Genomic DNA, 21,156 nt, shown 5'->3' on the forward strand with positions numbered 1-21,156 from the left:
CTAGGAGCGTCCCAGATGTACTAACCAATGGTTAGCGCAATCTATGGGTCAGCGCTGTGTTCGAGTACGCTTGAGGAATGACGACCACGCAGGAGCGCACGGCGGAGCAGAACCTTCCGTACGACGTGTTCTCCAAGGCCTGCCCGTCGCGCGGCACGCTGGAGCACGTCACGGGACGCTGGGGCGCGCTCACGCTCGGCGCCCTGCACGAGGGGTCCTTCCGCTTCAACGAGCTGCGCCGCCGGGTCGACGGCGTGAGCGAGAAGATGCTGTCCCAGACCCTGCATGCGCTGGAGCGCGACGGCCTGGTGCACCGCGAGGCCCAGCCGACCAACCCACCCCGCGTGGACTACGAACTCACCCCGCTGGGCCACGAGGTCGCCGAGCGTCTGCTGGCCCTCATCCACTACGTGGAGGGCCGCATGGACGACGTCCTCGCGGCGCGCGAGCGCTACGACGAGGAACGCGCGCCTCGGTAGCGGTTAGGGCCTGCCCCTACGGCGCCACCCGCGGCGGGCGCTGGCACTTGGGGCAGTAGTAGCTGGACCGGTTCATCCACGGGCGCCGGCGCATCGGCGTGCCACAGCGCTTGCACGGCAGCCCTTCCCGCCCGTACGCGTCCAGCGACCGGTCGAAGTAGCCCGACTCGCCGTTGATGTTGACGTACAGGCTGTCGAAGCTGGTGCCGCCCGCCGCGAGGGCCGCGTTCATCACGTCCCTGATGTGGCCGAGGAGTTGGTGCGTGCGCGGGCGGGTGAAGGTCGCCGTCGGGCGGTCGTAGTGCAGGCGGGTACGCCAGAGGGCCTCGTCCGCGTAGATGTTGCCGACGCCACTGATCAACGACTGGTCCAGCAGGGCCCGTTTGATGGTGGTGCGCTTGCGGCGCAGGGCCTGGTGGAAGGCCTCGTCGTCGAACAGCGGGTCGAGCGGATCACGGGCGATGTGCGCGATGACGTCGGGCAGGCCGTCGGGGGTGGTGTCGTGCAACGACAGTCCGCCGAACGTGCGTTGGTCGACGAACCGCAGCTCGGTATCGCGGGCGTCGGCGAAGCGCATGCGGATGCGCAGATGCTTCTCGTCGGGTGCGGTGTGCGGCTGGACCAGCAGCTGGCCGCTCATGCCGAGGTGGGCCAGGATCGACTGGTCGGTGTCCTCCAGAGGAAGCCACAGGTACTTGCCGCGCCGACTCGGTGTGCCGACCCGGTGTCCCTTGAGACGGTGGACGAAGTCGTCGGCGCCGGCGAGATGGCGGCGCACGGCACGTGGGTGCAGCACCTCGGCGTCGGCGACGGTCCGGTGGGCGACCCACCGCTCAAGACCGCGCCGTACGACCTCGACCTCGGGCAACTCGGGCATGGCATCCCCCGTGACAACCGGTGTATGAGCCGAGCGCCCGCCCCGGGTGCGGGGCGGGCGCTCGGGTTGCGCTGTGCTGGATGACGGCGCTCAGTCGTCGGCTTCGACTGCCGTGGCCGCCGAAGCGGTCCCGGTCGCTGCCGCCACCTGAGCGGCCTCGGCGGACGCGGCCTGCGCGGCTTTCGCCGCCTTGGCGCGCTCGTCCGCCGCGGCACGGATGGACCGCCAGGCGGACTCCGCTGCCTGCTGCTCCGCCTCCTTCTTGCTGCGGCCGGTGCCGGTGCCGTACGAGACGCCTCCGACGCGGGCGGCAGCAGTGAAGGTCTTCTCGTGGTCGGGGCCGGTCTCCGTGACCAGGTACTCGGGGACACCGAGGCCTTCGGTCGCGGTGAGCTCCTGGAGACTGGTCTTCCAGTCCAGGCCGGCTCCGAGGTTGGAGGACTTCTCGATCAGCGGGTCGAACAGGCGGTGCACCAGCTCCGCCGCCGAGTCCAGGCCCTGGTCGAGGTAGACCGCGCCGATCACCGCTTCGAGGGTGTCGGCGAGGATGGATGCCTTGTCCCGGCCTCCCGTGCCTTCTTCACCGCGGCCGAGCCGGATGAAGGAGCCGAGCTCGAGCGTCCGCCCCACATCCGCCAGCGCACGCGAGTTCACCACCGCGGCCCGCAGCTTGGCCAGCTGGCCTTCGGGCAGGTCGGGGTGGGTGCGATACAGCGTGTCGGTGACGACGAGACCGAGGACGGAGTCGCCGAGGAACTCCAGCCGCTCGTTCGTCGGCAGACCGCCGTTCTCGTACGCGTAGGAACGGTGGGTCAGCGCTCGCACCAGAAGGGCGGACTCGACCTTGTAGCCGAGCCGCCCTTCCAGAAGCGTGTGGGACGAGGCCTGGTTGTCCGCCGGTGCACTCCCGCTCACACGGGAAGCCTGCTTCTTTGGCGTGGACACAGTGCCTCTCACCAGCCGCTCAGACCTCGAGGACCTGGCGCTTGTTGTAGGTGCCGCACGACGGGCACGCGATGTGCTGCTGCTTGGGCTCGTGGCAGCGCTCGCACGCAACCAGGGTGGGGACCGCAGCCTTCCACTGCGACCGGCGGTGGCGCGTGTTGCTGCGCGACATCTTCCGCTTCGGAACAGCCACGGCTACTTCTCCTGCTTCTCGTCGACGCCCGGTTCGGCGCCGCTCATCTCGTCCTTATCGCCGTCTTCGAGTGAACCGGCGAGTCCCTGCAATGCCGCCCAACGGATGTCGACGGCGTCGTGGTGGTGGTCCGGGTCGTCCGCCAGCCGCGCTCCGCACTCGGAGCACAGGCCGGGGCAGTCTTCCCGGCACACCGGCTGCATCGGCAGTGCGAGCACCACCGCATCGCGCAGCACGGGTTCGAGGTCGAACAGGCCGTCCTCGAGAAAGAGCCTGTCCTCGTCTTCCTCGGCGTCGTCGGCCGGCTCCGCTTTGACGCGGCCCCGGTCATCGGCGTCAGGGTACGAGAACATCTCCTGGAAGTCCGCTTCGAGCTCGAGCTCGACCGGCTCCAGACACCTTACGCACTCCCCCTCGGCCTGCGCACGGGCGGTGCCTGTGACGAGCACACCCTCCATGACCGACTCGAGCCGGAGTTCGAGCTCCACCGGTGCGCCTTCCGGCACCCCGATGACATCCTTGAGACCGAGGTCCTTCGGAGCGTCGATCGTGCGGGTCAGGCGCTGCAGCGCACCAGGCCGCCGACCCAGCTCGTGTGTGTCGAACACGAGAGGGTTGCGGTGGTCGAGGCGGGCGTTCAGAGCCATTCCTGCTTTCGATCCTGTGAGCTTCAGGTATGCCGCCCTTCGGTGTTCCCGGGCAGCGTCGATCGCGGGCGTCTACGAAGTCAGCACAGCGCACACGCGACCGAAGAGCCAGGATACTGGACCTTTCGCTGACGGCCCAATCGGCTGCGTCAGCCGTTGCCGCGGCCCTGTTCGTACGCCCGCAGCTGCTCCGCGCTGATCATGCTGGTGTCGAAGAGGCTGGTCTCGTCGAGCGCCTGGGACTGGGGCTGGGGCTGGGGCTGCTGGTAACCGGGGTCGCCCTGGTTCGGGTCGTACGCGGGCTGCTGCGGGTAGGCGGCGTACGGATCGGCCTGCTGATAGCCGTACGGGTCCTGCTGGGCGTACTGCTGGTAGCCGTACGGATCGTTCTGCTGCGGCGACTGCTGGTACGCGTAGGCGTCCTGCTGGGCGTACGACGGCTGGGCCGGTACCGCCGGCGGCGGCTGTTCGGCCGGGGTGTCGGCGATGGCCGCCAGGTCGGCGAGGTAGTCGGCGTCGCTGCTGTGCTGGACGGTCGTGGTGTCCAGGGCGCCGAGGTCGTCGGTGGCGATCCGGCCGTGCAGTTTCTGGCGGCCGCGGCCGACGGCCTCCAGAGTCTTGGCGAGGACCGCCTCGAAGGCACCGAGCTTGACGTCCACGTACTCGTCGGCGGTGCGGCGCAGGGTCTCCGGGTCGTGGCTGCGCTCGGGGGCGTCCTCATCCTCGTAGCCCTGGTCGTCGAGGCCGGGGCCGGTACCGAGGAGCTTCTCGCGGCCGCGGCCGACAGAGCCGAGGGTCTTGGTGAGGACGACCTCGAAGTTGGCGAGCTTGGAGTCGACGTAGTCGTCGGCCTCGGCGCGGATCTCCTCGGCCTCCTTGCGGGCCTCGGCGAGGATCCGGTCGGCCTCGGCCTGGGAGCGGCGGGCGACCTCGGTGTCGGAGATCAGCGAGCCGCGCTCGGCGTGTGCACCCTGGATGATCCGCTCGGCCTCCTGACGGGCCTGCTCGACCATCTGTTCCCGGCCGCCGATCAGCTCCTGGGCCTGGGCGAGGGAGTCGGGCAGCGCCGCGCGCACCTCTTCCAGCATGGCGAGCAGGTCGGCGCGGTTGACCACGCACGAGGCCGACATGGGCATGGCCCGGGCACTGGAGACCGCCGCGACGATCTCGTCGAGCTTCTTCTGCACGTCCACCGGTTGCTCGCCACTCTCTACAGCTGTGTTGGAGACGGACGGGACGACTGTACGGCCACGGGGTGCCCGCCGGACACCGGATGACGGGCCATCAGGGACCGCGGCGCGCGTCCCGGGCGTGCTCCAGGCGCCCTCAGTCCTGCTTGAGACGCTCGGTCAGGGCGGCCAGGACCGGCGGGGGAACCAGGTGGGAGACGTCGCCGCCCCAGGCCGCGACCTCTTTGACCAGGGACGACGACAGGAAGCTGTAAGTGGGGTTGGTGGGCACGAAGAGGGTCTCGACGCCCGTCAGGCCGTTGTTCATCTGGGCCATCTGCAGTTCGTAGTCGAAGTCGCTGACCGCGCGCAGGCCCTTGACGATGGCCGGGATGTCGCGCTGCTTGCAGAAGTCGACGAGGAGGCCGTGGAAGGCCTCGACCCGCACGTTGCCGTACTCGGCGGTGACCTCGCGGATCAGGTCGATCCGCTCGTCGATCTCGAAGAGGCCCTTCTTGGACTTGTTGATCATCACCGCGACATAGACCTCGTCGTACAGGCGGGAGGCGCGGGCAATGATGTCGAGGTGTCCGTTGGTGATCGGGTCGAACGACCCGGGACAGACGGCGCGGCGCACTTGAGATCCCTCGCTCTCCGGTCCGGTCATGGTGCGTCTTCGCACGTAGAGGCGGCGCGACCGTACCAAAACGTTCCCTCACCGTACCGGCGGGTACGGAGTGCTTCGAAGCCCTCCGGCCACCCGAACTCACCGCTTCTGGTGCTGCGCTCCACGGTGACGAGGGCTTCGTCCGCGAGCCACCCCTCCGTGCGGAGTGTGAGCAGAATCTCGCGAAGATCGTGATCCGAGACACTGTACGGCGGGTCGAGGAAGACGATGTCGTACGGCTCCGCCGGGGGCGGTGTGCGGATGATCTGTTCGGCTTTGCCTGCCCTGACCTCGGCGCCGGGCAGGCCGAGGTTTCTGACGTTCTCCCGGACCGTGCGGACCGCTCGGGCGTCGGCTTCGACGAGGAGGGTGTGTCCGGCGCCCCGGGAGAGGGCTTCCAGTCCGACGGCGCCGGAACCGGCGTACAGGTCAAGGACCCGCTCGCCGTCCAGGGGGCCGCCGAGCAGGGACTGCCAGGTGGAGAAGAGGCCCTCGCGTGCGCGGTCGGAGGTGGGGCGGGTCCCGTTCCCCGGCGGAACGGCCAGACGGCGTCCACCGGCCCGGCCGGCGATCACGCGGGTCATGTCCTTACGTCCTTGTCGGTGTGCAGCTGTCGTGACGGTTCCAGTCTCTCAGCCTGTGCGCCGATGCCGGATCACCCCTTTTCCAGATACTGCTCCCTCTCCTCGTCCAACAGGGCATCCAGCGCCGTCCGCAAACCCGGCAGCCGCTCCAGCTCCGGGTCGGCCGCGACCACCGCCGCTGCCTCCTCCCTCGCCTCGGCGATGATCTCCTCGTCCTCGATGACGGCGAGCACGCGCAGGCTGGTGCGGGCGCCGGACTGGGCCTGGCCGAGGACGTCGCCCTCGCGGCGCTGTTCGAGGTCGATACGGGAGAGTTCGAAGCCGTCGAGGGTGGCCGCCACAGCGTTGAGCCGCTGGCGGGCCGCGCTCGCCTCGGGCATCTCGGTGACCAGCAGGCACAGACCGGGCGCCGAGCCCCGGCCGACGCGGCCGCGCAGCTGGTGGAGCTGGGAGACGCCGAAGCGGTCGGCGTCCATGATCACCATCACGGTCGCGTTCGGCACGTTCACGCCGACCTCGATGACCGTCGTGGCGACCAGGACGTCGGTCTCACCGGCGGCGAAGCGGCGCATGACGGCGTCCTTGTCGTCGGGCGGCATACGGCCGTGCAGGGCCTCGACCTTCAGACCCTGGAGCGGGCCCCCGGCGAGCTGGCCGGCGACGTCGAGGACGGCGAGCGGGGGGCGCTTCTCGGCCTCGTCCTCGGGGGACTTGCGCTTCTTCGGGTCCTCGTCCTCGTCACCGATACGGGGGCAGACGACGTACGCCTGATGACCCTTGCCGACCTCCTCGCGCACCCGCTCCCAGGCCCGGGCCAGGAAGTGGGGTTTGTCGGCGGCGGGGACGACATGGCTGGCGATCGGGGACCGGCCGGCCGGGAGCTGGTCGAGGACGGAGGTCTCCAGGTCGCCGAAGACGGTCATGGCGACGGTCCGTGGAATCGGCGTCGCCGTCATGACGAGCAGATGGGGCGGCTGCTTGCCCTTCCCCCGCAGGGCGTCGCGCTGCTCGACCCCGAACCGGTGCTGTTCGTCCACGACGACCAGCCCCAGGTCGTGGAACTGCACCTTGTCCTCGATCAACGCATGTGTACCGATCACGATCCCGGCCTCCCCGGTGACGAGATCGAGCAACGCCTGGCGGCGGGCGGCGGCTCCCATGGACCCGGTGAGCAACACGACCTTGGTGGCCTGCTCGGCCCCGCCCAGCATCCCGCCCTCGGCCAGCTCGCCCATCATCTCGACGATCGACCGATGGTGTTGCTGGGCCAGCACTTCGGTGGGCGCAAGCATGGCGGCCTGCCCACCGGCGTCGACGACGGCGAGCATGGCGCGGAGGGCCACCATCGTCTTTCCGCTTCCGACCTCTCCCTGGAGCAGCCGGTGCATCGGGTGTTCGGTGGCGAGGTCGTCGAAGATCTCCCTGGAGACCTTCTGCTGGCCCTCGGTGAGGGTGAAGGGGAGGCGGTCGTCGAAGGCCGTGAGGAGGCCGTCGGGCTTGGGTTTGCGGGCGACCGCCGGGAGTTGGGCGTCGGCGTGACGGCGGCGGGCCAGGGCGACCTGGAGGACGAAGGCCTCGTCCCACTTGAGGCGGTCGCGGGCGTCGGCGATGTCCGCCTTGGTGTGCGGGCGGTGGATCTTGAGGAGGGCCTCGGGGAGGGAGACCAGGCGGCGGCCCTCGCGCAGGGAGTCCGGCAGGGGATCGACGGCCTCCTGGGCGCTGGGCAGGACCGTCTGGATCGCCTTGCCGATCTTCCAGGACTCCAGCTTGGCGGTGGCCGGGTAGATCGGAATCAGGGCACCCGCCCAGGTGTCGACGGCGTCCTCGGCGTCCCCCTTCAGCAACTCGTAGGCGGGATGAGCGAGTTGCAGACGGCGGTTGAAGACGGAGACCTTGCCCGCGAACATCGCGCGGGTGCCCGGCAGGAGTTCCTTGTGGGGTTTGTGCACGCCGTTGCCGAAGAAGACCAGTTGGAGCCGGCCGCTGCCGTCGGTGATGGTCACCTCCAGGCGCTGGCCCTTGCCGCGGGGCGCCTTGGCGGAGGCGAAGGTGTGCAGGCGGGCGTCGGCGACCTGGGCGACCACGGTGACGTGCTCGTCCATGGGGAGGTCGGCGAGGTGGGTGAGCTGGCCCCGCTCCTCGTATCTGCGCGGGTAGTGGTGCAGGAGGTCACCGACGGTGTGCAGGCCGAGGTGCTCGGCCATCACCTTCGCGGTGGCTGGGCCGAGCACCTTCTTCAGTGGTTCTTCCAGTGCGGGCACGAGATCCATTGCACACCACACCACTGACAATGCCGTAGAGGTCCCGGGCGCGCAGCCGTATACGTCTCGGGAAATCCCTGGTCAGACGGCTCGCTGGGGCTTTAGGATGGCGCGCCCCGGCCATCCTTTCGCGGTCACGGCCTCACCCGGACCGCCCGACCCCGCGCCGACGTCGTCCCCCCACCGGCGCTGTGACGATGGACTCCCAGACCTCACAGTCATCACAGGCATCCCAGCCAGCCCCTTCACCTCATACGTTCCAGGTCGACCTGCGCGGTCTGGTGGATCTGCTCTCCCATCACCTCTACTCCAGCCCGAAGGTCTATCTGCGCGAGCTGCTGCAGAACGCCGTCGACGCCATCACCGCCCGGCGGGCCGAACAGCCCGACGCCCCGGCGCGGGTGCGGCTGTACGCCGGGGGCGGCGCCCTGCGGGTGGAGGACTCCGGCGTCGGGCTCACCGAGGCCGATGTGCACAGCCTGCTGGCGACCATCGGCCGCAGTTCCAAGCGGGCCGACGGGATCCAGGAGGCGCGCTCCGACTTTCTCGGGCAGTTCGGCATCGGATTGCTGGCCTGTTTCGTCGTCGCCGAGCGGATCCGGGTCGTCAGCCGCAGTGCCCGCACGCCCGATGCCCGGCCCGTGGAGTGGACGGCGACCGACGACGGCTCGTACACGGTGCGGACGCTGCCGGACGAGGCCCGTCCCGAACCGGGCACCACCGTGCACCTGGTGGCGCGGGCCGGGGCCGGGGAGTGGCTGGCCGAGGAGCGGGTGCTGGCGCTGGCGCGGGACTTCGGCTCGCTGCTGCCGTACGACGTGCGGGTGGGCGAGGAGGCGGTCACCGACCTTCCGGCGCCCTGGGACCGGCCGTACCCCTCCCCCGCCACCCGGAGGGTGGCCCTGGCGCGGCACTGTCACGAGCTGTTCGGGTTCACGCCGCTGGACTCGATCGACCTCAACGTGCCGCTCGCGGGCATCCGCGGTGTGGCGTACGTCCTGCCCGCCGCGGTCAGCCCGGCGCAGCGCGCCCGGCACCGGGTCCACCTCAAGGGCATGCTGCTGACCGAGCGCGCCGAACAGCTGCTGCCCGACTGGGCGTTCTTCGTTCGCTGTGTGCTCGACACCGACAGCCTGCGGCCCACGGCGTCACGCGAGTCGCTCTACGAGGACGAGACGCTGGCCGCCGTACGGGAAGCGCTGGGCGAGCGGATCCGGTCCTGGCTGACGGGTCTTGCCGCCGGTGATCCGGAGCGGCTGGCGGCGTTCCTGTCCGTGCACCATCTGGGCGTGAAGTCCCTTGCGCGGCACGACAGGGAGATGCTGCGCACGATGCTGCCGTGGCTGCCCTTCGAGACGACCGACGGGCAGCTGTCCCTGGAGGAGTTCGCCCTGCGGCACCCGGTGGTGCACTTCACGCGCACCGTCGAGGAGTACCGGCAGGTCGCCCCGATCGCGTCCGCGCAGGGCATCGGCGTCGTCAACGGCGGTTACACGTACGACAGCGAACTGGTCGAGGCGCTGCCCTCGGTCCGCCCCGGCACCGTGGTGGCCGAGCTCGACGCCGACACGGTGACCGCCCACCTGGATGCCGTGGACCCGGCCGAGGAGCTGGCCCTTTCGGGCTTTCTGGCGGCCGCGCGGGCCACCCTGGACCCGCTGGGCTGTGACGTGGTCCTGCGGGCCTTCCACCCCCTGTCCGTGCCCGCGCTGCATCTGGACGACCGGACGGCCCGGCACGAGCAGGCCCGCGCGGAGGCGGAGGAGCAGGCCGACGACCTGTGGGCGGGCATCCTGGGCTCGCTGCGGGGCAGCACCCCGCGCGCGCGTCTGGTGCTCAACCACCTCAACCCGCTGATCCGCAGGATCAGTTCACTGAACGAACCGGAGCTCGTGGGCACCGCCACGGAGTCCCTGTACGGCCAGGCCCTGCTCATGGCGCAGCGCCCGCTGCGGCCGGCCGACTCCGCGCTGCTGAACCGCGCGTTCATCGGCCTCCTCGAATGGGCCACCCACAGCGACTCCGACTCCCCTGGGGACGGTCACCGATGAGTGAGATCACCGACTTCGACGCGCTGCGCCGGGCGATGGCGGAGAACTCCGAGCAGCCGGAGGGCCCCGGCCGCAACGCGCGCGCGGAACAGCTGCTCGCCGAGGCCGAGAAGCTGGGCATCCCGCTCGCCGTGATCGAGGCGCTCGGACACCAGCTGAAGGTCTACAACTACAGCTCCGAGAAGGACAAGATGTTCGTCCCCTTCGCGCGTCTGCTGCGCATGTGGGACGAGCGGCCCGAGGACTTCGACGAGTACGAGACCCACTCCCTGCACTGGGTCTTCAAGTGGATGTCGTCCGGCATGCTCGACCAGCCGCACATCCCGCTGGCCTCCATCGAGAAGTGGCTCGGCGAGATGGAGCACCGCTACCGCCTCGCCGGGCACTCCGAACGGGCCGTGCGCAGCGCCGAGTTCAGCGTGGCCGCGCATATCGGAGACATGCAGCGGGCGGAGCGGGCGTACGCCGCGTGGCTGGCCGCGGACCGGGACAGGATGGCCGACTGCCACGCGTGCGAGCTGCACGGCCAGGGCTGGTGGCAGGTGGAACGGGGCGCGGACGCCGAGGCGCTGAAGCTGTGGGGTCCGGTGCTGGACGGCGAGTTCACCTGCGCCCACGAGCCGCACACCACCCTGGCGTCCTCCCTTGTGCCCCTGCTGCGGCTGGGCCGCCTGGACGAGGCACGCGCCCACCATCTGCGCGGCTTCCGGCTCGTACGGGCCATGGAGAGCATGCGGGGCGCGTACGCCGACCATGTCGAGTTCTGCGCGCTGACCGGCAACGAGGCACGCGGCCTGGAGCTGCTGGCCGAGCGGCCGGCGTACTTCACCGACACCGGACATCCGCGCAGCCGCATGGAGTTCATGAGCGTGGTGAGCCTGCTCATGGACCGTCTCACCGAGCTGGGCCTGGGCGATCAGCAGGTCCCGGGACCGGCCGGCCGGACATGGAACGCACGCGAACTGGCCGCCCACGCGCGCGCGGAGGCCCTCGCCCTGGCGGCGCGTTTCGACCAGCGCAACGGCACGTCGCACGTCAGTGAGCGGGCACGCACGCGGATGGGGCAGCGGCCGCTGGTGGAGCGGCTCGCCCTGGGCGTGCGTGCGGAACGGCTGTCTCTGGGCGTACGGGCGGCGCGCCCGGCGTCCGTGGCGCCCGTCGCGTCCTCGCCCGCCGCGAGCGGGGACGAGCCGGACCTGGCCGCGCTGCTGGCCGAGGCGCGCCGCCTGTCGGATGCCCTGCAGCCGGACGCCGTCGAGGCCTGGGCGGCCGTCGCCCGGGCCGCGGAGGGCGTCGACCTGGACGCCCGTGACCGCGCGGAGATCGCCGATCACCAGGCGATGGACCTCGGGCCCGAGGGCGCCGAGCTCTTCGAACGCGCCGCCGAGCTGTACGCCGAGGCGGGCGACCCCGGTGAGGCGCTGGCGGCACACGCGCGTGCGGCGTACGTACGCGCCCTCGGGGGGCAGGTCGCCGAGGCGGTCGAGGCCGTCGCCGAGCCCTACGACCGGGTCCTCGCCCTGTATGCCGAGGGTGCCACGGGCGTCCGGCAGACCGCGTCCGTGCTGATGGGGCGGGCGCGGATCCTGATGCGGAGGGTGCAGGAGGCGGACGAGGCCTCCGGGGCGCCGGGGGCCGACGTTGCCGCAGAGGCCGACGCCGTACCGTCCCCCGGCTCCTCGCACGAGGCCGTCCTCGCCGACGCCGAGGCGGCGGCGCGGGAGGTGCTGGCGCTCGTGGAGGGGCACGCCGGGGACGACGTCCGGCTCGCCTCACGGGCCGCCGAGGCGTGGGCCATGCTCGCCGAACTCGCGGTGCACCACGGGGATCTGGAGGCCGCCGCCGAACTGTTCGCACAGGCCTCGGCGGCGTACGTCGACGCAGGGCTGCCGTGGTTCGCGGTGGAGTACGAGGCCCGGCTGGCCGGGCTCGCCCACCACCTCGGCGACACGGCGGAGGCCGAGCGGGCGCTGAAGGCGGCCCTGGAGCACGGCGGACCGCACCTGGAGGCGACCGGCCGGGCCCAGCTGCACCTGCAGCTCGCCGAGGTCCTCGGCGGCAGCGACGAGTCCGCGGAGGCCGCCGAGCACGCCCTGGAGGCAGCACACTGGGCCGACGAGGCCGGCGAGGGCCCGACGTTCGGCGCCTGGGCCCGGCACCTGCTCGGCGGGTTCCTGCTGCGGCAGGGGCGGTGCGCCGAGGCCGCCGAGGTGCTGGAGTCGGCGTTGCTCGACCTGACGGCCGAGACGCACGGCGACGGCGCGATCGTCCAGACCCAGTGGTGGCTCGGCGACTGCCTCAGCGAGCTCGGGGAGCACCGCGCCTCCGCCGAGCGCCGACTGCAGGCCGCCGAGATCGCCCGGCACTGGCCCGAGCAGCAGGACCACGCGACCCTCGCCCACCTCGCCGCCGAGTCCCTCGGACAGGCGGGGCTGCCCGCCGAGGCGGACCGGGCGTACGCGCGCGCGGGCGACCTGTGGCGTTCCCTCGGCAACGTCCACGGTCTGGTCCGCTCGCTGCGCGCCCGCGCGTGGCTCGCTCTGCGCACGGAGGACGGCACGGACACGGCACGGGAGCTGATGACGCTCGCCCTCGGCGAGTGCGAGCGGGCGCTGGATGCCACGGCCGACGAGGACGCGCAGCAGCGGCTGACCGCCGAACTGGGCGACACGCACCGCCAGTTCGGCGACCTGCTGGCCCGCTCGTCCGCCGAGGACGCCGGGGACGGCTCGATCCAGGCCGCGTTCGCGGAGGCCCTGGCCCAAGTGGCCCAGGCCGTCGCAGTGTTCGCCTCGCTCGGGGACGCCGCCGTGCACAGCCGTACCGGTGCCGAACTCGCCGCGGGCTGGCTGGCGGCCGACCTGGGCCGCAGCGCGGAGGCGGCTGCACGCGCACGTGCCGTACTGGCCGCGTACGCGGATGCCGTCGACGAGACCGACGTCGCTCGGGCGCGGCGGGCAGAGGCCGAGCAGCTGCTGCGGGTGGTGGAGGAACAGGAGGATCGTTGAACGAAACCCCACGGAGGCGGGGAGCGATGAACCCTCCACCGATGGGCCCTACTCCACCCCTATGAGCAGCATCGCCCCCTGCCGCCCACCCCGGTACACCACCGTGTCGACGGCGAGATACGCCTCCCTCACCCGGGCCTCCAGACGCTCGGCCACGGACTCGGGAACCTCGTCGCCGAGGACGAGGGTCACCAGTTCCCCGCCGGCCGCGAGCATCCGGTCGAGGACGGACTCGGCGGTGGCGGTGACGTCCGACCCGATCACGGCGACGTCCCCGTCGATGAGGCCGAGAACGTCACCGGCCTGGCAGATGCCGGCCATGGTCCAGGACTGGCGTTCCGCGACGACGACCTCGCCGTAGCGGGTCGAGCCCGCCGCCGACGTCATCGACACGACGTCCTCGTCGAAGCGGCGCTCCGGCTCGTGCACCGCGAGCGCCGCGATGCCCTGGACCGCGGAGCGCGTGGGGATGAGGGCCACCCGGATGCCCTCCGCACGGGCCTGCTCGGCCGCCGCGGCCGCGGTGTGGCGCAGCTCGGCGTCGTTGGGCAGCAGGACGACCTCGCGCGCGTGCGCCCGCCGTACGGCCTCGACGAGCTCCCCGCTCGCGGGCGGCTCCCCGGGGCGGGCGAGCACGGTCGTCGCGCCCGCCTCGGCGTACAGCCCGGCCAGGCCCTCGCCGGGGACGACGGCCACCACGGCTCGCTCGGCCCGCTCCCGGGCCGGCCGCTCCCCGCGGGAGGTGTGCACGTCGTCGGCCGCGAAGTGCGTGATCCGGATCCGGTACGGCCGCCCGGCCTCGACACCCGCCTCCACGGCGGCGCCGGCGTCGTCCACGTGCACATGGACGTTCCACAGCCCCTCCCCGCCGACGACCACGAGCGAGTCCCCGAGCCCGTCGAGCCGCTGCCGCAGCCGTGCCACGGATGCGTCGTCGGCCTCCAGGAGGTAGATCACCTCGTACGCGGGACCGCCCTCTGCCACCCCCTCCGCACACTCCGCCGCATCGTCGGCGACCGGTCCGCCCCGAGGTGCCTGCCATGTGTCGGACCCCACGCGCGCGTGCCGCGCGGAAGCCGACACCGCCACCGTGCCCGGCGCCTCCCCCGTGAACGTCTCCACGAGCGCCGCCAGCACCGCCACCAGCCCGCGTCCTCCGGCGTCGACCACCCCGGCCCGCTCGAGGACGGCCAGCTGTCCCGGGGTCGCGGCGAGAGCGGCCCGCGCCCCTTCGTAGGCGGCCCGTGCGACCGTCCCGCAGTCGCCCTCGGCTCCACCGGCCGCGTCGGCAGCGGCCGAGGCGACCGACAGGACCGTGCCCTCCACCGGGTGGGCCACGGCCTGGCGGGCGGCGTCGGCGGCGCGCCGCAGCGCGAGTCGCAGGCTCTGGGCGTCGGTCCGAGCGTCCGCACCGTCGACGAGCACCTGCGCCATACCGCGCAGCAGCTGCGCGAGGATCGTCCCGGAATTGCCCCGCGCCCCGATGAGCGCCCCGTGCGCCATCGCGCGCGTGACCTCGGCCAGCGACGGCCCCCCGGGGTCCCCGGAGCCGACTTCGTGCGCGGCGAAGACCGCCTCCACCGCGGCGACCGCCGACTCGACGGTCAGGTACAGATTGGTGCCGGTGTCCCCGTCCGCCACGGGATACACGTTGATCGCGTCGATCTCCTCACGCGCGCGTCCCAGCGCCTCCAGCGCGAGACCGCACCAGGTACGCACCGCCAGAGCATCGAAGAATGTCTGCGGCACCTGCGCCACCTGCGCCTCCTTGAGCTGGACGTCGGACGCAGCGTAGCCCTGGGGCCGGTGCCCGGCGGAAGAGGGCGGGGGCGGACGACTGAGCCGCCGTGGTAGTTTCGTTGTACGGGCGCAGTCGTTGTATGCTGCTCCGGTTGCCCGATCCTGATCGGGCTATTCCCCTGGCAACGCCACTCAGATCTCAGATCGCTCGCAAGAGCCTAAGATCTCGATCCCGGCATGCCGGGATCAACCGTAAGTGCATCTGAAGTCTTTGGAGTGACCCGTGGCTGCCAACTGCGACGTCTGCGGCAAGGGGCCGGGCTTCGGCAACAACATCTCGCACTCGCACCGCCGTACGTCCCGCCGCTGGAACCCGAACATCCAGCGTGTGCGTACCGTGGTCGGCGGGACGCCGAAGCGCGTGAACGCCTGCACCTCGTGCATCAAGGCCGGCAAGGTCTCGCGCTGACGCACAGCTGCTAAGCGCGCGGCCACTGCTGGTTCGCTGCAGAGAGCCGGTCCACCTCGTGTGGACCGGCTCTCTGCTGTGCCCGAAGCGGATCCGCGGCCACGGGCATCGGGCTGGGGGCAAGCGCTTACGCGCCGCCGCCCGCCCTGAAGCGCCACCCATGGTCCACAGGCCCGATCCCCCCACCGAGCGCGAACCCGGCCGCGATCGCCCCGGTGACGTACTCCTTGGCCGCCGCCACCGCCTCCGGCACGGACTGCCCCTTCGCCAGCTGCGACGCGATCGCCGACGCGAGGGTGCAGCCCGTGCCGTGCGTGTGCCGGTTGTCGTGCCGGGGCGCGCGCAGCCAGTGCTCCTCGGAGCCGTCGGTGAGCAGATCCACGGCGTCGCCGGGCAGATGCCCGCCCTTGATCACGACCCAGGTCGGTCCGTACGCCAGCACAGCCGCCGCGGCCCGGCGCAGGTCGGCCTCCGACTCGACCCGTACACCCGTCAGTTGGGCGACCTCGTCGAGGTTCGGCGTCACCACGGTCGCCGTCGGCAGCAGCTTCGTCCGTACGGAATCCAGCGCGGAGGCCGCCAGCAGCGGGTCCCCGTGCTTGGAGACGCCCACCGGGTCGACGACCGTGGGCGCCTCCGTCTCGCCGATCAACTCGGCCACCACCTCGACCAGTTCGGCCGAGGCCAGCATCCCGGTCTTCACGGCCTGGACGCCGATGTCGTCGACGACACTGCGGTACTGGGCCCGCACCGCCGCCACCGGCAGTTCCCAGGCGCCCTGCACCCCAAGGGAGTTCTGCGCGGTGACCGCGGTGAGCACGCTCATGCCGTGCACGCCGAGCGCGAGCATCGTCTTCAGGTCGGCCTGGATGCCCGCGCCCCCGCCGGAGTCCGAGCCGGCCACGGTCAGCACTCTGGGCGGCGCGCTCATGACTCGATGTCCCCGAAGTGGTCCCAGCCGCCCTTGGTCCACGCCGCCCCGTCGACCGTCACCTGCGGCAGTGCCGAGGGATTGAGCACCTCACCGATGACCTTCCAGCGGGCGGGCAGCTTCACGTCCGGCGGGAAGGTCGCCACGATCGCGTGGTCCTCTCCCCCGGTGAGCACCCACTGCAGGGGGTCCACCCCGACCGCCTGCCCGATGTCGTTCATCTGCGAGGGGACGTCGATCGCACCGGAGCGGATGTCGATGCGGACCTTGCTGGCCTCCGCGATGTGCCCGAGATCGGCGATCAGCCCGTCGCTGACGTCGCACATCGCCGTCGCGCCCAACGCGGCCGCCGCCGGACCGGCGTGATACGGCGGCTCGGGGCGCCGGTGCGCCTCGACGAAGGCGCGCGGCGAGCGGAACCCGCGCGACAGCACCGCGTAGCCGGCGGCGGACCAGCCGAGCCAGCCGGTCACCGCGACGAGGTCACCGGGCTGGGCGCCGGCCCGGGTCACGGGCTCCTGGTTGCGCAGATCGCCGAGCGCGGTGATCGACACCATGATCGTGTCACCCCGTACTACATCACCGCCCACCACGGCGGCGCCCGCGACCTGGCACTCGTCGCGCAGGCCGTCCATCAGCTCCGTCGGCCAGGTCACCGGGAGTTCGGCCGGGACGACCAGACCGAGCAGCAGCGCGGTCGGGACGGCGCCCATCGCCGCGATGTCCGCGAGGTTCTGCGCGGCCGCCTTGCGGCCCACGTCGTACGCCGTGGACCAGTCCCGGCGGAAGTGCCGCCCCTCCAGGAGGAGGTCGGTACTGGCCACCACCCGGCGGTCGGGCGCGGCGACCACCGCGGCGTCGTCACCCGGCCCGACCCGCACCGCCGGGGTGGTGGTGAGACGGGAGGTGAGCTCCCTGATGAGCCCGAACTCACCGAGCTCACCAACAGTGCCCTTCATTGCCCTTACGCCCCTTCTGTCCCTGTGCGTTCCCGGTCGCGGGTCATCAGTGTCCTCGATACGGTCGAAGTGACCGCCGATCCGCCCCACCCGACCGTCAACATCCGTCGTGCCTGCACCGCGGCGCGCATACCGTGGTCACCGCAGGTCTCCCCGCGGCGAGCGGCGACGCGATACCGTGGCGTTCCTTTTCCCCACATGATCCTCGTGGCCGCCCTGGAGGTTCCGTGGTACAGGCGTACATCCTGATCCAGACGGAGGTCGGCAAGGCGTCGACCGTCGCCGAGACGATCAGCAAGATCCCTGGGGTGATCCAGGCCGAGGACGTGACGGGACCGTACGACGTCATCGTGCGCGCCCAGGCCGACACCGTCGACGACCTCGGCCGCATGGTGGTCGCCAAGGTCCAGCAAGTGGACGGGATCACCCGCACCCTGACCTGCCCGGTCGTCCATCTGTAGCCCCCGTCTACCCTTGGCCGGTGAAGTCTTTCCGTCACCGGCTCATCGGTCTGCCCGCGTCCGTCCTGTTGATCACCGTCGTGGGCTGCTCCTCAGCAGACGACAGCGCGGGCACCGCGGTTCCCAGCCCGGACACAGAGGTCACCAAGCTGTGTCAGAACCTGGACGGTGCGCTGCCGCGTGAGGTCGCCGGTCTGGAGCGCCGGGACCCCGAGCCCCGGTCCGTCCTCACGGCGGGCTGGGGAAGCCCCGCGATCATACTGCGCTGCGGTGTCGCACGGCCGCCGAAGATGGTCGACCCGCAGGTGGCGGAGGGGCGGGATCCCGACGCGGTGGCCGGGGGCGTGAACGGCGTCGACTGGCTGATGGAGGAGACGGGCGACGGGGCGTACCGCTTCACAACCGCCAATCGTCTTGCGTACGTCGAGGTCGCCGTGCCGGAGGGGCGTGACTCGTCCGCCGTGCTCATCGATCTCGCGTCGGCCGTCAAGAAGACGATCCCGAAGGGGATTGCCGACTAGGGCCTGTCCGGCGGCGGTCAGCGCAGTCCGGTTGAGCGGCGAAGTGCCGCCTGGATCAGGCGGTCCACCAGCTCCGCGTACGCCACCCCGCTCGCCTGCCACATCTGCGGGTACATCGAGATGGGCGTGAAGCCGGGCATCGTGTTGATCTCGTTGATCACGAACTCGCCGTCCTCGGTGAGGAAGAAGTCCGCACGGACGAGCCCTTCGCAGGACGCCGCGTCGAACGCCTCGACGGCGAGCCTGCGCACCTCGGCGGTCTGCTCGTCGGTGAGCGGGGCCGGCACGATCCCCGGCGTGGAGTCGATGTACTTCGCCTCGAAGTCGTAGTACGCGTGCGCGTCCGGCGGCGGGATCTCGGCAGGGACGGAGGCGCGCGGGCCGTCCTCGAACTCCAGCACGCCGCACTCGATCTCACGGCCGCGCAGCGCGGCCTCGACGATGATCTTCGGGTCGTGGCGCTGGGCCTCGGCGATCGCCTCGTCGAGGCCTTCGAAGGACTCGACCTTGGTGATGCCGATCGACGACCCCGCGCGCGCGGGCTTCACGAACAGCGGCCAGCCGTGCTCTCCCGCGAACTCGGCGATCCGGCGCCGCGCGCCGGTCTCGTCGAGCTGCCACTCGCGCGGCCTGATCACCACGTACGGGCCCACCTTCAGCCCGAACGAGACGAACACCCGCTTCATGTACTCCTTGTCCTGGCCCACGGCCGAGGCGAGCACCCCGGAACCCACGTACGGCACACCGGACAGCTCCAGGAGGCCCTGGAGAGTGCCGTCCTCGCCGTACGGACCGTGCAGCACCGGGAAGACCACATCGACCTCGCCGAGCGCCTTGGGCACCGATCCGGGCTCGCTGTAGACGACTTCGCGGCTCGCGGGGTCGACAGGGAGCAGCACACCGCCCTCGGTCGACTCGGCGAGCCCCTCGACGTCGGGCGTGCGGCGGTCGGCGATCGCCATGCGCTCCGGTTCGTCGGCGGTGAGCACCCAGCGGCCTTCCCGGGTGATGCCGATCGGCAGGACGTCGTACTTCGTCCGGTCGATGGCCCGCAGTACGGCGCCGGCGGTGACCGTGGAGATCCCGTGTTCGGAGCTGCGCCCGCCGAACACGACGGCCACGCGCGGCTTGCGAGACGGCTGCTCAGGGCTCTGGGGGAGGTTCTCGGTGCTCATATCGCGATGAGAGTACCCGTTGGTAGGGGCGGGAGACAGCGTCCGGGGGCGGCGTGGCTCAGCGTCGTTCCGGCTTCGCGCTGCGCGACATCAGCTCCTTGAGGGCGACCACGGGAGGCTTGCCCTCGTGCACGATCCCGACGACCGTCTCGGTGATCGGCATGTCGACGCCGTGCCGACGGGCCAGATCCAGCACCGACTCACAGGACTTGACGCCCTCGGCGGTCTGCTTGGTGACCGCGATGGTCTCCTCGAGGGTCATGCCCTTGCCGAGATTGGTGCCGAAGGTGTGGTTGCGGGACAGCGGCGAGGAGCAGGTGGCCACCAGGTCGCCCAGGCCCGCGAGTCCGGAGAAGGTCAGCGGGTCGGCGCCCATGGCGAGCCCGAGCCGGGTGGTCTCGGCGAGCCCGCGTGTGATGAGCGAGCCCTTGGCGTTGTCGCCGAGGCCCATTCCGTCCGCGATGCCGACGGCGAGCCCGATGACGTTCTTGACCGCACCGCCGAGCTCACAGCCGACGACGTCGGTGTTGGTGTACGGCCGGAAGTACGGCGTGTGGCAGGCCGCCTGGAGCCGCTGGGCGACCGCCTCGTCGGTGCAGGCGACCACGGCCGCGGCCGGCATGCGCGCGGCGATCTCGCGGGCGAGGTTGGGTCCGGTGACCACGGCGACCTGCTCCGGGCCGACCTTGGCGACATCCTCGATGACCTCGCTCATCCGCATGGCGGAGCCGATTTCGACGCCCTTCATCAGCGAGACCAGAACGGTGCCGGGGGCCAGCAGCGGCACCCAGGCGGCGAGGTTGCCGCGCAGTGTCTGCGAGGGGATGGACAGCACCGTGAAGTCGGCGCCGGCGGCGGCCTCGGCGGGATCCGTGGTGGCGCGCAGGTTCTCGGGGAGTTCGAAGCCCGGAAGGTAGTCGGGGTTGGTCCGGCCGGAGTTGATCGCTTCCGCGACCTCCGCGCGGCGCGCCCACAGGGTGACCTCGCACCCCGCGTCGGCGAGCACGATGCCGAACGCCGTGCCCCATGAACCCGCGCTGAAGACCGCCGCCTTGACCGGCTTGCTCACTGCCCCTGCCCCTCTTCCTGACCGAACTGCCCGGCCGCTTCCCGACCGGCCGGATCGACCGCCCTGCCCTGCGCCCCTGCCTCTGCCTGCGCGGGCACCTCTGCCTGCGCTCGCGCCTGCGTCTGCGCCTCGGTCCGGCGCCGCTGCTCGACGCGTTCGCGCTTCGGGTCGTACGGCGTCTCGGGTGCCCGCTCGCCGCGGATCTCCTCCAGCTGGCGGGTGATCGCGGCCATGATGACCTCGGTGGCCTCCTTGAGGACCTCCGCGGTCATGTCCTTGCCGTAGAAGGGCGAGAGGTCCACCGGCGGGCCGGCGAGCACATGGCTGGTCTTGCGCGGGAAGAGGTGCGGCTTCTTGGCGTACGGCGGCAGCAGTTCGTTGGCGCCCCACTGGGCGACCGGGATGACGGGGCACTTGGTCTTCAGCGCGACGCGGGCGGCACCGGTCTTGCCGGTCATGGGCCAGCCGTTCGGGTCGCGGGTGATGGTGCCCTCGGGGTAGAACGCGACGCACTCGCCGCGCTCCACGGCGTCGATCGCGGCCCGGAAGGCGCTCAGTGCGTCCGTGCTCTCGCGGTAGACGGGGATCTGTCCGGTGCCGCGCATCGCGGCGCCCACGAATCCCTTCTTGAAAAGCCCGCTCTTCGCCAGGAATCGCGGAACCCGTCCGGTGTTGTACTGAAAGTGCGCGTACGCGAAAGGATCGGCGTGGGAATTATGGTTGACCACGGTGATAAAACCGCCCGCGGCCGGAATGTGCTCCATTCCACGCCAGTCCCGCTTGAGCAGAACCACCAGCGGCGGTTTGCAGATCACCGCGGCGAAGCGGTACCAGAAGCCGATTCTGCGGCGGGGCACACGGACACCTTCCTTCCAGGGCATGGGGAGGCACAAGTGTCGCCCCAGGCCGCCTGTCTGTCGAGCACACCGTACGCCCGAGTCTCCGCCCGC

General features: G+C 71.4%; 20 protein-coding genes. 6 read left to right on the forward strand and 14 right to left on the reverse strand.

Annotated features, from left to right (window positions below; genetic code table 11):
- The first annotated feature begins 77 nt into the window (after window positions 1-77).
- On the forward strand, window positions 78-479 hold the full coding sequence (locus ACFVJQ_RS20655) for a helix-turn-helix domain-containing protein (RefSeq protein WP_224736855.1): 402 nt from the start codon (window positions 78-80) through the stop codon (window positions 477-479).
- A gap of 16 nt (window positions 480-495) precedes the next feature.
- On the opposite strand, the gene mutM is transcribed toward ACFVJQ_RS20655, so the two are convergent.
- The 8 genes from mutM to recG form a co-directional block, all read right to left on the reverse strand.
- Window positions 496-1,356, reverse strand: a complete 861-nt coding sequence (gene mutM / locus ACFVJQ_RS20660; protein WP_385512912.1) for a bifunctional DNA-formamidopyrimidine glycosylase/DNA-(apurinic or apyrimidinic site) lyase — start codon at window positions 1,354-1,356, stop codon at window positions 496-498.
- Window positions 1,357-1,446: 90 nt separating this feature from the next.
- A complete protein-coding gene (gene rnc, locus ACFVJQ_RS20665; RefSeq protein ID WP_385512913.1) occupies window positions 1,447-2,313 on the reverse strand; it encodes a ribonuclease III in 867 nt (288 codons plus the stop codon).
- A gap of 7 nt (window positions 2,314-2,320) precedes the next feature.
- A complete protein-coding gene (rpmF, locus tag ACFVJQ_RS20670; protein ID WP_003951102.1) occupies window positions 2,321-2,494 on the reverse strand; it encodes a 50S ribosomal protein L32 in 174 nt (57 codons plus the stop codon).
- A 2-nt stretch (window positions 2,495-2,496) separates the two neighbouring features.
- Window positions 2,497-3,141: a DUF177 domain-containing protein gene (locus tag ACFVJQ_RS20675; protein WP_129801575.1), complete on the reverse strand. Its 645-nt coding sequence runs from the start codon at window positions 3,139-3,141 to the stop codon at window positions 2,497-2,499.
- Window positions 3,142-3,290: 149 nt separating this feature from the next.
- Window positions 3,291-4,334 carry a cell division initiation protein gene (locus tag ACFVJQ_RS20680; protein WP_385512914.1) on the reverse strand — a complete coding sequence of 348 codons (1,044 nt, stop codon included), beginning with the start codon at window positions 4,332-4,334 and terminating at the stop codon, window positions 3,291-3,293.
- 133 nt (window positions 4,335-4,467) lie between these two features.
- On the reverse strand, window positions 4,468-4,947 hold the full coding sequence (coaD, locus tag ACFVJQ_RS20685; RefSeq protein WP_224736879.1) for a pantetheine-phosphate adenylyltransferase: 480 nt from the start codon (window positions 4,945-4,947) through the stop codon (window positions 4,468-4,470).
- A 26-nt stretch (window positions 4,948-4,973) separates the two neighbouring features.
- A complete protein-coding gene (gene rsmD, locus ACFVJQ_RS20690; RefSeq protein WP_224736859.1) occupies window positions 4,974-5,561 on the reverse strand; it encodes a 16S rRNA (guanine(966)-N(2))-methyltransferase RsmD in 588 nt (195 codons plus the stop codon).
- Window positions 5,562-5,632: 71 nt separating this feature from the next.
- A complete protein-coding gene (recG, locus tag ACFVJQ_RS20695; RefSeq protein WP_385512915.1) occupies window positions 5,633-7,831 on the reverse strand; it encodes an ATP-dependent DNA helicase RecG in 2,199 nt (732 codons plus the stop codon).
- Between the two features lie 188 nt (window positions 7,832-8,019).
- Here recG and ACFVJQ_RS20700 point away from each other — a divergent pair, with 188 nt between their 5' ends.
- Window positions 8,020-9,873, forward strand: a complete 1,854-nt coding sequence (locus ACFVJQ_RS20700; protein ID WP_385785714.1) for an HSP90 family protein — start codon at window positions 8,020-8,022, stop codon at window positions 9,871-9,873.
- Window positions 9,870-12,881, forward strand: a complete 3,012-nt coding sequence (locus tag ACFVJQ_RS20705; RefSeq protein WP_385512917.1) for a tetratricopeptide repeat protein — start codon at window positions 9,870-9,872, stop codon at window positions 12,879-12,881. The genes ACFVJQ_RS20700 and ACFVJQ_RS20705 overlap by 4 nt, the downstream gene beginning before the upstream one ends.
- 48 nt (window positions 12,882-12,929) lie before the next feature.
- Here the strand turns inward: ACFVJQ_RS20705 and ACFVJQ_RS20710 are convergent, their stop codons facing one another.
- Window positions 12,930-14,639: a DAK2 domain-containing protein gene (locus ACFVJQ_RS20710; RefSeq protein WP_385512918.1), complete on the reverse strand. Its 1,710-nt coding sequence runs from the start codon at window positions 14,637-14,639 to the stop codon at window positions 12,930-12,932.
- A 265-nt stretch (window positions 14,640-14,904) separates the two neighbouring features.
- On the opposite strand from ACFVJQ_RS20710, the gene rpmB reads away from it, so the two are divergent.
- Window positions 14,905-15,090, forward strand: coding sequence for a 50S ribosomal protein L28 (rpmB, locus tag ACFVJQ_RS20715; RefSeq protein WP_003993230.1), 186 nt, complete (start codon window positions 14,905-14,907; stop codon window positions 15,088-15,090).
- Window positions 15,091-15,217: 127 nt separating this feature from the next.
- On the opposite strand, the gene thiD is transcribed toward rpmB, so the two are convergent.
- Both thiD and ACFVJQ_RS20725 read right to left on the reverse strand, forming a co-directional pair.
- Entirely contained in the window at window positions 15,218-16,021 is an 804-nt protein-coding gene (gene thiD / locus ACFVJQ_RS20720) for a bifunctional hydroxymethylpyrimidine kinase/phosphomethylpyrimidine kinase (protein ID WP_385512919.1), read from the reverse strand.
- On the reverse strand, window positions 16,018-16,980 hold the full coding sequence (locus tag ACFVJQ_RS20725) for a thiamine-phosphate kinase (RefSeq protein WP_385512920.1): 963 nt from the start codon (window positions 16,978-16,980) through the stop codon (window positions 16,018-16,020). The genes thiD and ACFVJQ_RS20725 overlap by 4 nt, the downstream gene beginning before the upstream one ends.
- A gap of 227 nt (window positions 16,981-17,207) precedes the next feature.
- Between ACFVJQ_RS20725 and ACFVJQ_RS20730 the strand changes: the two genes are divergently transcribed.
- On the forward strand, window positions 17,208-17,441 hold the full coding sequence (locus ACFVJQ_RS20730; protein ID WP_003997603.1) for an Lrp/AsnC family transcriptional regulator: 234 nt from the start codon (window positions 17,208-17,210) through the stop codon (window positions 17,439-17,441).
- A 20-nt stretch (window positions 17,442-17,461) separates the two neighbouring features.
- Window positions 17,462-17,962: a DUF3515 domain-containing protein gene (locus tag ACFVJQ_RS20735; RefSeq protein ID WP_385512921.1), complete on the forward strand. Its 501-nt coding sequence runs from the start codon at window positions 17,462-17,464 to the stop codon at window positions 17,960-17,962.
- Window positions 17,963-17,979: 17 nt separating this feature from the next.
- Here the strand turns inward: ACFVJQ_RS20735 and ACFVJQ_RS20740 are convergent, their stop codons facing one another.
- Genes ACFVJQ_RS20740 through ACFVJQ_RS20750 form a run of 3 tightly spaced genes read right to left on the reverse strand, consistent with a single transcriptional unit; the run spans window position 17,980 to window position 21,063 of the window.
- The gene (locus ACFVJQ_RS20740) at window positions 17,980-19,137 is read right to left on the reverse strand and encodes a D-alanine--D-alanine ligase family protein (RefSeq protein WP_385512922.1); all 1,158 of its coding nucleotides are present in this window, start codon (window positions 19,135-19,137) and stop codon (window positions 17,980-17,982) included.
- Between the two features lie 58 nt (window positions 19,138-19,195).
- Window positions 19,196-20,206: an NAD(P)H-dependent glycerol-3-phosphate dehydrogenase gene (locus ACFVJQ_RS20745; RefSeq protein ID WP_385512923.1), complete on the reverse strand. Its 1,011-nt coding sequence runs from the start codon at window positions 20,204-20,206 to the stop codon at window positions 19,196-19,198.
- Complete coding sequence (locus tag ACFVJQ_RS20750) at window positions 20,203-21,063, reverse strand: lysophospholipid acyltransferase family protein (protein ID WP_385512924.1); 861 nt, start codon at window positions 21,061-21,063, stop codon at window positions 20,203-20,205. Before ACFVJQ_RS20750 ends, ACFVJQ_RS20745 begins: the two co-directional genes overlap by 4 nt.
- Between the last annotated feature and the right edge of the window lie 93 nt (window positions 21,064-21,156).

The organism is Streptomyces sp. NPDC127197 (assembly GCF_042672405.1).
Taxonomy (GTDB): Bacteria; Actinomycetota; Actinomycetes; order Streptomycetales; family Streptomycetaceae; genus Streptomyces; species Streptomyces flavusporus.

Bases quoted from the DNA above. Each gene is read 5' to 3' on its own strand.
- ACFVJQ_RS20740 (WP_385512922.1), bottom strand. From the start codon at position 19,137: ATGAGCACCGAGAACCTCCCCCAGAGCCCTGAGCAGCCGTCTCGCAAG.
- ACFVJQ_RS20675 (WP_129801575.1), bottom strand. From the start codon at position 3,141: ATGGCTCTGAACGCCCGCCTCGACCACCGCAACCCTCTCGTGTTCGAC.
- ACFVJQ_RS20725 (WP_385512920.1), bottom strand. From the start codon at position 16,980: ATGAAGGGCACTGTTGGTGAGCTCGGTGAGTTCGGGCTCATCAGGGAG.
- ACFVJQ_RS20705 (WP_385512917.1), top strand. From the start codon at position 9,870: ATGAGTGAGATCACCGACTTCGACGCGCTGCGCCGGGCGATGGCGGAG.
- ACFVJQ_RS20700 (WP_385785714.1), top strand. From the start codon at position 8,020: ATGGACTCCCAGACCTCACAGTCATCACAGGCATCCCAGCCAGCCCCT.
- ACFVJQ_RS20655 (WP_224736855.1), top strand. From the start codon at position 78: ATGACGACCACGCAGGAGCGCACGGCGGAGCAGAACCTTCCGTACGAC.
- rsmD (WP_224736859.1), bottom strand. From the start codon at position 5,561: ATGACCCGCGTGATCGCCGGCCGGGCCGGTGGACGCCGTCTGGCCGTT.
- mutM (WP_385512912.1), bottom strand. From the start codon at position 1,356: ATGCCCGAGTTGCCCGAGGTCGAGGTCGTACGGCGCGGTCTTGAGCGG.
- recG (WP_385512915.1), bottom strand. From the start codon at position 7,831: ATGGATCTCGTGCCCGCACTGGAAGAACCACTGAAGAAGGTGCTCGGC.
- thiD (WP_385512919.1), bottom strand. From the start codon at position 16,021: ATGAGCGCGCCGCCCAGAGTGCTGACCGTGGCCGGCTCGGACTCCGGC.